This is a genomic window from Streptomyces sp. NPDC096152 (genome assembly GCF_044763235.1).
Lineage (GTDB): Bacteria > Actinomycetota > Actinomycetes > Streptomycetales > Streptomycetaceae > Streptomyces.
Genome location: NZ_JBIWFW010000002.1, coordinates 525,188 through 539,801, shown reverse-complemented (window position 1 = coordinate 539,801; position 14,614 = coordinate 525,188). Strand labels below are relative to the sequence as shown.

The window sequence follows — 14,614 nt, the reverse complement described above, 5'->3', positions numbered from 1 at the left end:
AGGGACTTCCCGCACCCATGACCTCCACCCTGGCCCCGGCCCCGGTCGACCGGGCCGCGCCCCACCGCGCGAGCGATGCTCCCCGGCGCCGCACCCGGGTGTTCGCGCTGCCCGAGGCCCGCTGGGCGGCCGCGGCCACCGTACTCTTCCTGCTCGCCCTCCCCCTGCATCTGGCCGGCGCCCCGGCCTGGACCTGGGGCCCGCTGTACGCGCTGACCTACGTCTCGGGCGGGTGGGAGCCGGGCTGGGCGGGGCTGCGGGCGCTGCGCGAGAGGACCCTCGACGTCGATCTGCTGATGGTCGTCGCCGCGCTCGGGGCGGCCGCCATCGGGCAGGTGATGGAGGGCGCGCTGCTCATCGTCATCTTCGCCACCTCGGGGGCGCTGGAGGCGCTCGCCACCGCCCGGACCGCCGACTCCGTCCGGGGGCTGCTCGACCTGGCTCCCGCCACGGCCACCCGCGTGGACGGCGACGGCGGCGAGGAGACCGTCCGCCTGTCGGAGCTGTCCGTCGGCGACACCGTGCTCGTCCGGCCCGGCGAGCGGGTCGGCGCCGACGGCCGGGTGCTCGACGGCGCCAGTGAGGTCGACCAGGCCACCATCACCGGCGAACCCCTGCCCGTGGCCAAGGAGAAGGGCGACGAGGTCTTCGCCGGCACGCTCAACGGCACCGGCGCGCTGCATGTGCGCGTCGAGCGGGACGCCTCCGACACGGTGATCGCGCGGATCGTCCGCATGGTCGAGGAGGCGTCCGAGACCAAGGCGCCGACCCAGTTGTTCATCGAGAAGGTCGAACAGCGCTACTCGCTGGGCATGGTGGCCGCGACCCTCGCCGTGTTCCTGGTGCCGCTCGCCGTCGGCGCGGCGCTCGGCGACGCGCTGCTGCGGGCCATGACCTTCATGATCGTGGCCTCCCCCTGCGCCGTCGTCCTGGCCACGATGCCGCCTCTGCTGTCCGCCATCGCCAACGCCGGCCGGCACGGCGTCCTGGTCAAGTCGGCCGTGGTCATGGAGCGGCTGGGGCAGGTCGACGCGGTGGCTCTGGACAAGACCGGCACGCTGACCGAGGGCGCGCCCCGGGTGAGCGACGTACGGCCGTTCGCCGGATCCGGACTGGAGACCGGTGAGTTGCTGGTGCTCGCGGCCGCCGCGGAGCACCCGAGCGAGCATCCGCTGGCGCGGGCGGTGGTGGACGCGGCCCGCGAGCGGGGGCTCGCCCTCCCGGCGGCGGAGGACTTCGCCTCCACGCCCGGTGTCGGCGTGACCGCCACCGTCGACGGGCGCGCGGTCGCGGTCGGCGCCCCGGCGCGGCTGCTGCGCGGAAGGGCGGACGCCGCCGCGGCGCGTGCCGCCGTACTCGCCGCCGAGCTGGAGGAGGGCGGACGGACGGCGGTCCTGGTGACGGTGGACGGCTCTCCGGTGGGTGTCCTCGGAATCGCCGACCGGCTGCGCCCGGGCGCCGCCACGACGGTCTCCGCCCTGACCTCCCTCACCGGCACCGCACCCCTGCTGCTCACCGGCGACAACCCGCGCGCCGCCGCGCGCCTCGCCGCCGAGGCCGGCATCGAGGAGGTGCGCGCCGGGCTGCTGCCGGAGGAGAAGGTGGGCGCGGTCAGGGAGCTGGAGGCGGCCGGCCGCAGGGTGATGGTGGTGGGCGACGGCGTGAACGACGCCCCGGCACTGGCCGCCGCGCACACCGGCGTCGCCATGGGCCGGGCCGGGTCCGACCTGGCACTGGAGACCGCCGACGCGGTGATCGTCCGCGACGAGCTCGCCACCGTTCCCGCCGTGATCGCGCTGTCGCGCCGGGCGCGCCGGCTCGTCGTGCAGAACCTCGTCGTCGCCGGGGTGTTCATCACCGGCCTGGTCGTGTGGGATCTCGCCGGCACCCTGCCGCTGCCGCTGGGTGTCGCCGGGCACGAGGGCTCGACCGTCATCGTCGGCCTGAACGGTCTGCGGCTGCTGCGCGAGGCCGCCTGGAAGCGGGCCGCCGCGTGAGCCGGCGCAGGACGCCCGCACGGGCCGCGCAGGACGCGCCCCGGTGCACCGTGACCGTCTGCCGGGGATGCTGCTGCGGCACCGGCAAGATCCCCGGCGTGGACCACGAGGCCCAACTCGCCACTTTGAAGGCGGAGCTGGGATCGATCGCCCAGGTGCGGGCGGTGAACTGCCTGGACGCCTGCGAACAGGCCAATGTCGTCGTCGTGCAACCGTCCGCGACCGGGCGCGCCGCGGGCGGGCGGCCGGTCTGGCTCGGGCTGGTCAACGATCCCGACGCCACGGCCGACGTCACGGCCTGGGTCGGCGCGGGCGGGCCGGGGCTCGCCGAAGTGCCGGAGATCCTCGACCTGTACGTGTTCTCCCCGTCCCGGCGCGTACGGCGGGCCGTGGAGGAGGACTGAGTCCCTCTCGGCGGCCGAGGAGACTTCTGAGTCACCGTCAAGTGTCCTGATGTGGGCGGCTATGCATACGCCTCAGGCTCGGCGGCCATGGACTTCCGGGTCACCGTCGAGTGTCCTGACGCCCGCGGTGATGCGTATACCTCAGGTGAACACGCGGGCCAGCGCGGCCAGTACGTCCAGGCGGCTCACCGGAGCGGCTCGCACGCCGAGGTGGCCGTCCGGGCGGATCAGGAGCGCGGTGGATCCCTCGGCGCCGTACGCGCGGCGGAACTCCCCGGCTCCGTCATGGATCACCGGCAGCAGCAGGCCGGGCGCCTCGACTCCGTCGGCGAGCAGTGCGTAGCAGGTCAGCTCGCCCCGGGCCACGTTCCTCGCCTCGTCGGCGAGTTCGTCGAAGTCCGCGGCCCGGTCGGCGGAGTCGGCGTAGAGCAGGAGGACGTGGTCGCGCTCCCGCAGCAGGTCGAACAGGCGCAGCGGGAAGGCGCAGAGCGCGTCGCGCAGTCCCGTGCAGTCGGGCGCGCGGTCGCCGGCGGCCGGTCCCGGTCCCGCTCCCCCGGTCGCGTCCCGCTCGACTACGGGGCTGCCCGGGTAGGAGACGAGGAGTTGGGCCTCGCGCATCATCACGGTGGCGGGGTCGTCGGGGTCGGCCTGCACACCCTCGGCGGCGTGCCGCACCGTACGGCCGACGACCTCCTCCCCCACCGGTCTGCGTTCGGTCTCGTAGCTCTCCAGGAGCCGGGGCTGTGCGACGCCCTTGACGGCGAGCGCCAGCTTCCAGGCGAGGTTGTACGCGTCCTGGATGCCGGTGTTCATGCCCTGCGCGCCGGTGGGCGGGTGGATGTGCGCGGCGTCACCGGCGAGGAAGACCCGGCCGTCGGCGTAGCGGTCCACGATCCGGTGGCTGATGCGGAACACCGACGACCAGCGCAGCGCCGACGCGGTGCACGGCACCGGCGAGAGTCGTTCGAGCACCTTCTCGATGTGCTCGATCCGGGGCGCCTGGCCGTTGTCCGGCCCGTGCGCCGGCTCGCCCGGCTCCGCCGCTGGTGGGCGCCGGTCGTGCGACAGCTCGGGCGGAACCGTCGTCGACACCCGGTAGCGGGACCGGCCGGGCAGCGGGACGCACACCAGCAGGTCGTCGACGGTCCCGTCCTCGGCCCGGTGCATGGCGCGCACCCCGTAGCCGGCGGGCAGTTCCCAGTCCAGCTCGACGTCGGCGAGCATGTACTCCGCGGGGAACGCGCCGCCCTCGAAGGACAGCCCGAGCTGTCTGCGTACGACGCTGTGCGCGCCGTCGCATCCGACGAGGAACTCCGACCGGATCTCCCGGTCCTCCCCGGCGGCCGTGCGCAGCCTGCCGGTGACGCCCTTCGCGTCCTGGGTGAAGGAGACGAGCGCGGTGCCGCGTTCGACGTGTGTGCCGTGAACGGCGAGGCGCTCCTCCAGGATGCGCTCGGTCTCGTACTGCGGCAGCGCCGCGAAGCCGTACGGCACTTCGGGCGGCAGCGTCAGCTCGATCCGCGCCTGTTCGGCTCCGTTGACGTACACGAGTTGTCCGCGCACGGGCACCGCGGCGTCCAGCGCCGCCCGCGCCACTCCGGAGCGGTCCCAGATCTCCAGCGTTCTCGGCTGGACGCCCACGGCCCTGGCGTAGGGCAGGCGTTCGGGCAAGAGGTCGACGAGGCGGCAGTCGACGCCTCGGCGCCGTAGTTCGAGTGCCGCGGTCAGGCCCACCGGGCCCGCGCCCACGACCAGGACCTGGGTGTCGTCGGTCATGTCCGTCCTCCCGACGGTGCCCTCGTGCGGACACGCTCCCTTTCCATGCTGGCGCCCCCGACGGCCGACGGCCACCGGACGGGGGGATCCGCGCACACGAGTCTCTCGGTCGGTCGGAGCCGGCCGGCCCGTCGCTCAGTCGGTCGGCCGGTCAGTCGGTGGGCCGGTCAGTCGGTCAGTCGGTCAGCGCGATGACGGCCCGCACCCACTTGCCCGCCGAGGCCGACTGGCTCTCCACACTCCGGCACAGGGCCTTGACGATCTCCAGGCCGTGCTGGCCCACCCGCCCCGGGTCCGGTTGCCGGACCACCGGGAGGACGGGACTGGAGTCCCACACCGCCACCTCGAGGGAGTCGGCGCCCGCTTCGAGCTGCACCAGGCAGGAGCCCCGCGCGTACTTGAGGGCGTTGGTCACCAGTTCGCTGACCACGATCTGGGCCGTGGCCGTCGCCTGGCGGGACACGGTGGCGTCGCACGCCGACTGCAGGTGCAGGAGGAACGACCGGACGAAGTCCCGGGAGTCGGAGATCAGTCCCGAGCTCAGGGAGGTGTCGTAGGCCACAGCCGCCCGTACGGGCCTCGTGCATGGCTCGTCACCGCCGCGTTCGTCCACTGCCTGATGCATGAACCGGTGCCTCGCCCCTTTGCCGTCCGATGTGTCGTTCCTCTTCCTCGGCCCCGCCCCCGCGGGGGGAGTCACCGCGTCCGCGCTCATCTGGCGGTGATGACGAGAGCGGCCTGGTCGTCGTCCACGTCACCGCCGCCGGTGAACGTCCGTACGTCGCCGGTGACGGCTTCGAGGACGTCCTGCGCGCTCGGCCGGTGCGGGGCGGCGGCCAGCGCGCGGGCGAGCCGCTCGTCGCCGTACTGCTCCCGGCTCGTCGGGGGATGGCATTCGGTGATGCCGTCGGTGTAGAGCAGCAGGCTCTCGTGCGGCCGGAGCAGGAGGCTGCGCACGCGTGGTGTCGCGTCGATGCCGATGCCGAGCAGGCCGCCCTCGACCTCGACGGTGGTGACGTTGTGCTCGGCGTCGAGGAGCAGGGGCAGGGTGTGGCCGGCGCGCACGAGGTCGACGGCCAGGCCCTCGGGCGAGGAGGTCATCCGGCCGCAGATGAGGGTGACGAAGCCGTTGCCGTAGCCCGCGGGCCGGTCGTTGAGCGCCTTCTCCACGGCCTCGACGACGTCGACCGGACCGGGCAGCAAGGGGGCCACGGCGCGGGCGGTGTGCCGGACCAGGGCGGTGGTGGTGGCGGCGAGCGCGCCCCGCCCGCAGACGTCGCCGAGCACGAACGTCCAGGATCCGTCGTCGAGCGGGAAGAGGTCGTAGAAGTCGCCGCCGATCTCCAAGCCCTCGCCCGCGGGGTGGTAGTGGGCGGCCAGCTCGGCGCCGGGGATGTCGGGCAGGTCGGGCAGGAGCAGTCCGGTCTGCAGGTCCCGGGCGAGGGCGACGCGCTGCCGGTACTGCCGTGCGTTGCGGGCGGCGGAGGCGGCGCGGCGCGCCAGCTCCTCCGCCAGCGCGACCTTGTGGCCGTCGAAGGAGTGCTCGGCGGTGGACAGCAGCGTGAGCACCCCGAAAGGCCGGCCGCGGTCGGTGAGCGGGATGCACAGGTAGCCGGTGACGCCCAGGTCCTCCCAGGGGCCGGGGCCGGTGGGCGTGCGGCGGGCCACTTCGGTGATGCCGGACGCGAACACGCGGGACACGGCGTCCTGGTCGGCGGGACCCGGTATGTGAGTGGCCAGGAGGGCACTGTCCTGCGCGGTGGGTGCCGCCACCGCTACGCGCCGCAGACGGCCGGCGTCGAGGACGTCGACCGCGGCCAGGGGCGCCAGGGTCGGGGCGCACAGGGTGGCCGCCCGGTGCAGGATCTGCGTCTCGTCCAGGATGGCCGCGAGGGCGTTGCTGGCCGACAGCAGGAAGGCGAGGTCGTCGCGGGCCGCCTTCTCGCGGGCGTCGGCGGCCCGGCGCGCCTGCTCGACCCGGTGCCGTTCGACGGCCAGGGCAGCGGTGTCTGTGAAGACGCGGGCCAGGGCGAGGTCGACGTCCAGCGGGGCGCGCGGCGTCCGGTGGTACATCGCGAAGGTGCCCAGCAGACGTCCGTCGCGGGCCAGGACGGGCGTGGACCAGCAGGCCGCGACGCCGGCCCGCGCGGCCAGGTCCCGGAAGTCCTTCCACAGCGGGTCGGCGGCGATGTCGGTGACGACGACCCGCTCCCGCCGGAAGGCGGCGGTGCCGCAGGAGCCGGCCCCCTCCCCGGTGGCGATGCCGTCGATGGCGCGGTTGTAGAACTCGGGCAGGCTCGGGGCCGCTCCGTGCCGCAGGTGCCGACCGTCCTCGTCGGCGAGCAGCACCGAGACGATCACGCCGGGGGACAGTTCCTCGATCGCCCGGCACATGCCGTCCAGCACATCCTCCAGCGGTGCCTGCCGGGCGATCTGCTCCAGCAGCACCCGGTGCTCGGCGGCCAGCCGCTGGGCGTGCTTCGCCTGGGTGGTCTCCACGCCGATCATGCGGACGCCGACGACGTTGCCGCCCGCGTCCCGGCGCGCCTCGTAGGTGAAGTCGACGAAGATCTCGTGGGCCCCGGCTCCCGTGCCCAGGACGAATCGGACGTCCCGGCCCACATGGCGCTCGCCGGTGCGGTACACGCGGTCCAGCGCGGCGAGGAAGTCCGGCGTTGCCAGCTCCGGCACCAGCTCCCCGAGGGGCACGCCGGTGCGCTGCCGTCCCCCGCCGCCGATGGCGGCGAAGAAGGCGGGGTTGGCCGACTTCAGGACGTGGGCCGGTCCGACCAGGGACGCGAACAGCGCCCTCGACCGGCCGAAGAGCACCGACAGGTCGTCCTCGGCGCCCGGCGCCGTGCGGACGCGGCCGGCCGGGAACGCGGCAGCGGGCGTCAACCTCCGCTTGGGCTTGGCTGTCATCCCCGCCTCCCCTCCCCCGCGGTCCGCGGCCGCGTCCCGGCCGGTAGGTCATCCAGCAAATCATGCCCTACCGTCCTGACCAGCGCCTCGTCCACGGTGGGGTGCACGGGGATGGGCCCGTCCAGGCCGGTCAGGGAGAACGCCCGCCGCACCGAGGGCGGTGGGGCGGCGACCCGCAGCGCCACACCGTGCGGCAGCAGCCGCTGGTACAGCCGGACGAAGGCGCCGATGCCGGAGGAATCGCAGAACAGCAGGCGGGAGCAGTCGGCCACGACGAGGGGCGGGGTACCGGCCCCGGTGGTGTCGGCGTCGGCGTCGCTGGTGGCCGCGGTGACCACAGCGGCGGGTCCGGTGCCGGAGGGGCCGGTGACGCCGGTGCCGGAGGCTTCGGTCACCGCGGTGTCCGAGGCCTCGTGGAACTGCACCACGCTCTCGTGGTCCAGCTCGCCGCTCAGGCCGAGCACCAGGGCGCGACCGGATCGCGCCACCTCCACCGAGAACACTCGCACCGCACCTTTCACCCGATCGGTCTTCGGTATGCCGACTCCATGCTAAATACTTCCGCCGTCACGATGCCCCGCGTCCCCGCCGTCCGGGCGCGCTACGCGCGGCGGAGGCGACGGAGTCGGCGAATCCGCAGGTCGATCGCGTTGTCAGTCCCCCCTGCCAAGATCCCGGACATGCTCTACGACACCCTGGTGGCCGCATCCCGTGTCCATGACTCGCTCGACGACGTGCGATGGGCCGCGCTGGACCGCGTGCGCTGGCTCGTCGACCTGCTGGAACGCCGGCGGTCGGAGTCCGGCTTCGACCCGTCCGTGTGGCAGGGCCCGGACGCCTACGAGCGGTGGCAGGCGGCGTGCGCGGCGACCTCGGCCGAGATGGACCGGCGGCTCGCGGCCTGCGCGGACGACGACGGCAGGGCCGCGGTGCTGTGCCTGATGCTGGCCGCCCGCTTCGACCGGCGGGGCTTCTGGCAGTACGACACCGAGATAAAGGCCCTCGCGCGGCGGGTGGACGGCTGGACGACCGACGAGGTCGCGGTGATGCTGCACCGCACCGCGCAGTACGACATGGGCTTCTGGTTCGCCGCGTCGCTGGGGACGACGCTGGACGTGGCCGAGCGGCTCGGCGCCGACGCGCACCGGGCGCTCGCGCCCTGGCTGCGGCGCGCCCACGCCAAGCTGATGCGGACCGATGTCGAGACGCGCCTGCGCATCGGGCTCGCCGGCCGCCTGCGTGAACTGCTCGCGAGCGTCGACGAGGCGTGGATCCCCGAGGGACTGGTCCCCCCGCACGCCCCCTGGGCCGCCCCGCTGCGCGACCGCGCGCAGACCACGCCGACGGCGGAGCTGGCAGGCCTCGTCCGTCATCTGGCGAGCCTGACGGGACCGCGTCCCACCCAGCGGTGGCGGCGGACCTGTCTCACGCTCGTGGACGCGGCATCGGCGCGTGACCTCGTCTCCGGCCTGCTGCGGGCACTGACCGAGGACGATCCGAGGTACGGCGGGGGCGGCAACGCGGACACCGGCGGGCCCGAGGGCGGCCGCCCCTGGAACTCCGTCGTCCGGCGGGGCGACGCAGACCTGGCGCGCGGTGTCGTCTGGGCGGCCGCGCTGAGCGGCGGGCCGGAGGCGGTGCCCGGACTCGCCGCGCTGGCCCTGCGGGCCGGCCTCGGCCCCGGCCTGAGCGAGGACCTCAAGCTCGCGGGCGCGGCGTTCAACGCGCTGGCCGAGGTGGGCGACGCGACCGCGCTGGAGGCCCTGTGGCAGCTCCAGGCGAGGATCAGGCACCGGGCCCTGCGCAAGCAGGTCGACACCGCGCTGGTGACGGCCGCCGCGCGGCAGGGCATCACGGCGGGCCAGCTCGTCGAGCGCAGTGTGCCCGCCCACGGCCTGACGCCGGACGGCTCCGTGGAACGCGAACTGGGCGGCCACCGGGTCCGGTTGGCCGTCGAGGACGCGACGACGGTACGGCTCACGTTCACCGCCCCCGGTGGACGGGCCTCCCGCACGGCGCCGGCGGCGGTGAAGGAGGGGTTCCCGGACGAGCTGAGAGAGCTCAAGGCCCTGGCCAAGGAGGTGCGGGGCACGCTGGCGGGCGAGCGGGCACGCCTGGAGTCGCTGATGTCGGCCGAGCGCGAGTGGCCGTACGAGGAGTGGTGCCGCCACTACCGCGACCACCCGGTGACCGGGGTGGTCACCCGCGGTCTCATCTGGGAGTTCCAGGACGCCGACGGCGGGTGGCACGCGGTGGCGCCCGGGGCCGAGCCGCCCGCCGGGTGCGGGCGCGTCCGGCTGTGGCACCCGATCCGCGCCCGTGCGGGCGAGGTCGGGGCGTGGCGGGCGCGGATCGTCGCCGACCGGCTGCGGCAGCCGTTCAAGCAGGCGTTCCGGGAGATCTACCTGCTCACTCCGGCGGAGGAGGAGACCGGCGTCTACTCCAACCGCTTCGCCGCCCACATCGTGCACTACCGGCAGCTGTACGCGCTGTTCAAGGAGCGCGGCTGGCCGGCGAACTTCCTCGGCGCGCACGACGGCGGCCACGACGGCAGGGCGCGCGCGGAGTTCGGCGACGGCGAGTGGCGCGCGTGCTTCTACCACGAGCCCGCCGGCGACGACTACGGCTACGCGCCCGAGCACGCGGCCACGGACCAGGTCCGGTTCGAACGGCGGGACGGACGGCGCTGGCGGGAGGCCCGGTTGTCCGAGGTGCCGCCGCAGGTGTTCAGCGAGGCGATGCGGGACGTCGATCTGTTCGTGGCCGTGACGTCCATCGCGGCCGATCCCGAGTGGGCGGACCGCGGCGAGCACCGCTGGACCGACTACTGGCGGACGGCCATGTTCGGCGAGCTGACGGCGAGCGCGGAGATCCGCCGCGAGGCGCTGGCGCGGATCCTGCCGCGCCTGCGGATCGCCGACCGCTGCACCCTCGACGGCCGTTACCTGGTCGTCCGGGGCGACCTCACCACCTACCGCATCCATCTGGGCTCGGCCAACATCCTCATGGCACCCGACGACACCTACCTGTGCGTCGTCCCCGCCCGCCGCCCGACCGGCGGCAAGGTCTTCCTGCCCTTCGAGGACGACCGCCTCTTCCTGATCCTCAGCAAGGCCCTCATGCTCGCCGCCGACACCGCGATCACCGACCAGACCGTCCTGGCGCAGATCAAGCGCGGCGGTTGAGGGGAACGTTTCGCTGCCCGCTCGCGTCGTCCTTCTCCAAGGGCCCGGCTGCCGTGGCCCGAGGGGGAGGGGAGACCGGGTGGGTGCGGGCGAGTTCGCCAAGTGGGTACGGCGGTTCGAGGAGGAGCGCGAGCGCAGGCGCGCCCTGGGCGACCCGGGCTGGGAGCGGGGCGCGACACTGCATCCGGCGGTGTGGGCCGGCATCCAGCGCTTCCAGGTGGGCGAGGACGGTGACGGCGCCAATCTGGTCGCCAAGGCCGACGAGGCCGGGGACCCCGACTACGCGCGGGCGGTCAGGCTGTTCGTCGCCGAGGAGCAGAACCACGCCCGGCTGCTCGCCCTGCTGCTGGCCGCGGGCGGTATGCCGACCCTGGCCGGCCACTGGAGCGACACGGTCTTCGTACGGCTGCGACGGCTGATGGGCCTGCGGCTGGAGCTGCTGGTGCTGATGATCGCGGAGGTGGTGGCGCTGCGCTACTACCGCGCCCTGCGTGACGGCACCGGCGACCGCCTGACGTCGGACGTGACGGGCCGGATCCTGGCCGACGAGCAGCGCCATGTGCCCTTCCACTGCGCGCGGCTGCACGCCTCGCTCGCGGAACTGCCCCGGCCGCTGCGGCGCCCGGTGCTGGGCCTGTGGCGACTGCTCCTGCTCGCGGTGACGCTCGTCGTCGCCGCCGACCATGGCGGGGCACTGGCCCGGCTCGGTGTCGGGCGCCTGCGCTTCGTCGCCGACGTCATGGCCTCCTCCGCCGAGGTGACCACCGCGATACTGACGCCCCGGCCGGACGCGTGGTCGAGCGGGTGGTGACGCTCCCCGGGAGGGGCGCGGTCCCGCGTCGCTCCGCCGGCGCGCATGGTCGGGCGCCGCGTGGCGCCTGGCGGGCGTGCGGGGTCGAGCGCTGTCTCGCTCCGGCGGCGGGCACGATCGAACGTGGCGTAACGCCCGGCGGGTGCGCGCGGTCGGGCACCGCGTAGCCCAACGTGGGGCGCGCGTGGTCGAGCGCCGTGTCGCTCCGCCGGCGCGCACGGCCGAGCGCGCGCCGTGCAGCCCACCGCGGGCGGAGGGTCGAGCGCGGCGCAGCCCACCGCGGGCGGGAGGGCGAGCGCCGTGTCGCCCCGCCGGCGCGCATGGCCGACCGCGCGCCGTACAGCCCACCGCGGGCGGGGGGTCGAGCGCGGCGCAGCCCACCGCGGGCGGGAGGTGGAGCGTCGTGTCGCTCCGCCGGCGCGCATGGCCGAGCGCCGCGAAAGGCCCCGCGGGCGCCCCGGTCGGGCTCCGCGTGACGGCTCGCGGACGCGCGGTCGAGCGCGAGTTCCGGCTCCGCCCGGGGCGGGCACGCACCGACGGGACGACGCGGGCGAACGCGACGGTCCAGACGGCCTTGGGCTGCTCGAAGGGGCCCGGCAGCCGTTGCGCGCGGTGCACTCACGTGGCTTTCTCTCCCGTGACGCAGACGGCGTGGGGATGTCCTGGCGGTCACGGATCGCGCGGGCCGGGGCCGGGAGCGCTGCTCTCACCGCACGTCGAGTCCTCCAACACGTCCTGCACGTCCTGTAGTACGCCGTGCACGTCCTACTCGACGGACAGCACGACAGCCTGGCCGTCCTGCAGCGCCCGTCGCTCGGCGGCGGTGAACTGCGGCGCGGAGAGCCGGGGGCGCAGGGGCCCCACCAGGGCCGACGCCAGGACGGCGGGGCTGAGCAGTGAGGCGGGCGGGGCCTGGAGGGTCACGACCTCGGTCAGGGCGGTCGCCGCGTGGAAGGAACCGGTCGCCGCGCGGGAGAGCCGGGTGACGTAGCGCTGCAGAAGCCGGTCGGCCAGGGCCGGTTGCCTGCCGAACGTGGTGGGGTAGTGGATGTCCTGCCCCACGGCGAGCGACCAGGCGGCCGCGACCGGACGGGCGATCGCGCGCTGGGCGCCGCGCGCCATGCCGGCGGCCGTCGCGCCGTGCCGGCCGAGCGTGTCGCGCAGGGCGAGCGCCCCCTGCGCGGCGACGGACATGCCGTGGCCGTACACGGGGTTGTACGCGGCCACCGCGTCGCCGAGGACGACCAGTTGCTCGGGCCAGACCTTCAGACGCTCGTAGTAGCGGCGCTCGTTGGCGGTGCTGCGGGTGACCGAGACGTCGGTGAGCGGTTCGGCGCGCGCGAGCAGATCGCCGATGACGGGGTGGCGCAGGCCGCGGGCGAAGGACGTGAAGGCGTCCGGGTCGTGGCCGGGGTTTCCGCCGCGGGTGCCGGCCAGGCTCACCATCCAGCGGCCCCCCTCGACCGGCACCAGCACGGCGCTCCGGCCCGGGCCGGGCACCCGCGGGCCGGCCTGGACACTGACCACGGGCCACGGGAAGGCGTCACCGCCCGGGGCGCGGAAGGTACGGCTGGCGTAGGCCAGACCTGAGTCGATACGGTCCTCGGCGAGCCCCCCGACACCCAGTTCGCCCAGCCACCGCGGCATGCCGGAGCCCCGCCCGGAGGTGTCCACGACCAGGTCGGCCGCCATGTCGGCGGCAGGGTCGCCGGCGCGGTCGGAACGCGTCCGCACCCGCACCCCGGTGACACTGTGGCGGCTGCCGAGCAGACCGACCACGCGGCTGCCGGAGTGCACCGTGACGCGCCGGTCCGCGAGGACCTGTTCGCGGACCACGAAGTCGGTCAGGTCTCGGCTGCACGCGATCAGGTACTGCGTGGCGCGCTGCCACCGCCGGAACCAGCCCTCCGTGGAGTAGACGACCATGTCGGTGGTGATCGGGACGCGGCGCGCGCCGGCGGCCAGCAGGCGCTCGGTGGTCCCCGGCAGCAGCGCGTCGATGGCGTCGGCGCCACCGGACATCAGGATGTGGGCGTGCCGGGCCTGCGGGAGACCGGGGCGCGGACCGGGCCCGGCGGCCGGGAAGGCGTGGGGCTCGACGATGTCGACGTGGTCGTAGTGGTCCATGACCGCGGCCGCGGCGAGCATGCCCGCGAGGCCGCCCCCGACGACGACGGCACGGGTGCCGGCGGTGCGCCCGGCACGGTCGGCGCGGCCGCCGGCGGTGGGAGCGGTGCGGGCGCCGCGCGTGCGGAGGACACGCGGGACGCGGGGGACACGGGGCGATCCACTCATGACGGGCTGCTTTCTGCGGGGGCGCGGTGACGGCGGCGGGACTCTTCGACGGCCGGGGCGGTCAGCGCGCGCGAGATCGCTATCAAGTCCCGTCCGCGCCAGGCCACTTCGACGTCGTTGGTGTCGGGTACCGGCCCGGACACCCGGTGGGCGCGACGGTTGCGCTCGGCGGCGACGGCGATCATGGCGGCGTCCGCCATCGCCGCGGCCCGGTTCCCGTCCTCGCCCCGGTCCCGGGCGGCGCGGTACGCCCGGCCGCGCACGTCGCGGTCGAAGTAGGGGGCGACGGCGAGGAGCGCGTCGTAGATGGCCGTCTTCCGGCCGGTCAGCCGCATCGGGAAGTCGATCTCCCACCACTCGAACGAGACACGCACGGCCGTCGGGCCTGCCACACGCCGCAATTCTCGCCACAGCGGGGCCAGTTGCCACAAGTCGGCGGCCGCCCGGACCTGCTCGGCGACCCGTGGCCCGGCCAGCGGCAGGACGAATCCCGTGATGCCCATGACGGCGGCGGGCAGCGCGAACACCACCGCCACGTCGTTGAGGACGTCCCCGTCCCGCCCGGCCCAGCGGGCGGCGACCCCGAGCAGCTTGCTGGTGTCGAAGCACAGGTGCATCAGATAGGCGCCGGCCAGCATGAGCAGCCCGCCCCGCAGGGACCCCCGCACCTCGCGCGACCAGCGCCAGGACAGCACCCCGGTGACCACCGAGGCCGCGCCGTGCAGGACCAGATACGTGACGATCATCTGGCCGATGTACGGCGTGGTGGCGTAGTACATGTCGAACCGGGTCGTCTGCTCCACCGGGGCGTCGCCGCACCGGAAGAGCACGACGATCGCGAGGATCGCCGCCGCGTACACCGCGGTGCACACCCGGGACGCGCGCCGGGTCTGCTCCGGCGGCGCCGGCCGCCAGTGGACGAACAGGAGCAGGCTGGCGCCGGAGAACGCCGTCATCACCGAGTACACCAGGGGCGCCGAGAAGTTCGGCACCCCGGTGAGCCGGTTGACCCGGGGGATCGTCCCGGGCGCGGCGAAGAACATGATCCCCGCGCCGAGGAGGAGCATGAGGCAGGCCAGGCGCAGCAGCACGTCGTGCGGGCGCCTGAGCAGCGCGGGGATCTTCAGGGCGCAGGCGAACAGCAACAGCGCGGCGGTGATGTAGAAGGAGAATCCGCTCGTCACCGGCTCAGGCCTCCGCTTTCCACGGCACCGGGATTCCGCC

10 protein-coding genes are annotated in these 14,614 nt (G+C 74.7%); 4 read left to right on the top strand and 6 right to left on the bottom strand.

Features of this window, described 5'->3' with window-relative positions; translation table 11 throughout:
* Positions 1 to 17 precede the first annotated feature (17 nt).
* Together ACIQ9G_RS07895 and ACIQ9G_RS07890 are read left to right on the top strand one after the other, a co-directional pair.
* Positions 18 to 1,997, top strand: coding sequence for a heavy metal translocating P-type ATPase (locus ACIQ9G_RS07895; protein ID WP_403607445.1), 1,980 nt, complete (start codon positions 18 to 20; stop codon positions 1,995 to 1,997).
* On the top strand, positions 1,994 to 2,401 hold the full coding sequence (locus ACIQ9G_RS07890; protein WP_403607444.1) for a (2Fe-2S) ferredoxin domain-containing protein: 408 nt from the start codon (positions 1,994 to 1,996) through the stop codon (positions 2,399 to 2,401). Before ACIQ9G_RS07895 ends, ACIQ9G_RS07890 begins: the two co-directional genes overlap by 4 nt.
* Positions 2,402 to 2,542: 141 nt before the next feature.
* Here ACIQ9G_RS07890 and ACIQ9G_RS07885 read toward each other — a convergent pair whose 3' ends face one another.
* The 4 genes from ACIQ9G_RS07885 to ACIQ9G_RS07870 all read right to left on the bottom strand — a co-directional run bounded on the left by ACIQ9G_RS07885 (position 2,543) and on the right by ACIQ9G_RS07870 (position 7,608).
* Complete coding sequence (locus tag ACIQ9G_RS07885; protein WP_403607443.1) at positions 2,543 to 4,177, bottom strand: FAD-dependent monooxygenase; 1,635 nt, start codon at positions 4,175 to 4,177, stop codon at positions 2,543 to 2,545.
* 175 nt (positions 4,178 to 4,352) lie between these two features.
* The gene (locus tag ACIQ9G_RS07880) at positions 4,353 to 4,802 is read right to left on the bottom strand and encodes an ATP-binding protein (RefSeq protein WP_403607442.1); all 450 of its coding nucleotides are present in this window, start codon (positions 4,800 to 4,802) and stop codon (positions 4,353 to 4,355) included.
* 86 nt (positions 4,803 to 4,888) lie between these two features.
* Positions 4,889 to 7,099, bottom strand: coding sequence for a SpoIIE family protein phosphatase (locus ACIQ9G_RS07875; protein ID WP_403607441.1), 2,211 nt, complete (start codon positions 7,097 to 7,099; stop codon positions 4,889 to 4,891).
* Positions 7,096 to 7,608 carry an STAS domain-containing protein gene (locus tag ACIQ9G_RS07870; RefSeq protein ID WP_403607440.1) on the bottom strand — a complete coding sequence of 171 codons (513 nt, stop codon included), beginning with the start codon at positions 7,606 to 7,608 and terminating at the stop codon, positions 7,096 to 7,098. Before ACIQ9G_RS07870 ends, ACIQ9G_RS07875 begins: the two co-directional genes overlap by 4 nt.
* A 171-nt stretch (positions 7,609 to 7,779) precedes the next feature.
* On the opposite strand from ACIQ9G_RS07870, the gene ACIQ9G_RS07865 reads away from it, so the two are divergent.
* Together ACIQ9G_RS07865 and ACIQ9G_RS07860 are read left to right on the top strand one after the other, a co-directional pair.
* On the top strand, positions 7,780 to 10,284 hold the full coding sequence (locus ACIQ9G_RS07865; protein WP_403607439.1) for a DUF4132 domain-containing protein: 2,505 nt from the start codon (positions 7,780 to 7,782) through the stop codon (positions 10,282 to 10,284).
* Positions 10,285 to 10,363: 79 nt separating this feature from the next.
* Positions 10,364 to 11,095, top strand: a complete 732-nt coding sequence (locus ACIQ9G_RS07860) for a ferritin-like domain-containing protein (RefSeq protein ID WP_403607438.1) — start codon at positions 10,364 to 10,366, stop codon at positions 11,093 to 11,095.
* 765 nt (positions 11,096 to 11,860) lie between these two features.
* On the opposite strand, the gene ACIQ9G_RS07855 is transcribed toward ACIQ9G_RS07860, so the two are convergent.
* Together ACIQ9G_RS07855 and ACIQ9G_RS07850 are read right to left on the bottom strand one after the other, a co-directional pair.
* Positions 11,861 to 13,390, bottom strand: a complete 1,530-nt coding sequence (locus tag ACIQ9G_RS07855; protein ID WP_403607437.1) for a pyridine nucleotide-disulfide oxidoreductase — start codon at positions 13,388 to 13,390, stop codon at positions 11,861 to 11,863.
* Positions 13,387 to 14,574 carry an MAB_1171c family putative transporter gene (locus ACIQ9G_RS07850; protein WP_403607436.1) on the bottom strand — a complete coding sequence of 396 codons (1,188 nt, stop codon included), beginning with the start codon at positions 14,572 to 14,574 and terminating at the stop codon, positions 13,387 to 13,389. The genes ACIQ9G_RS07855 and ACIQ9G_RS07850 overlap by 4 nt, the downstream gene beginning before the upstream one ends.
* Between the last annotated feature and the right edge of the window lie 40 nt (positions 14,575 to 14,614).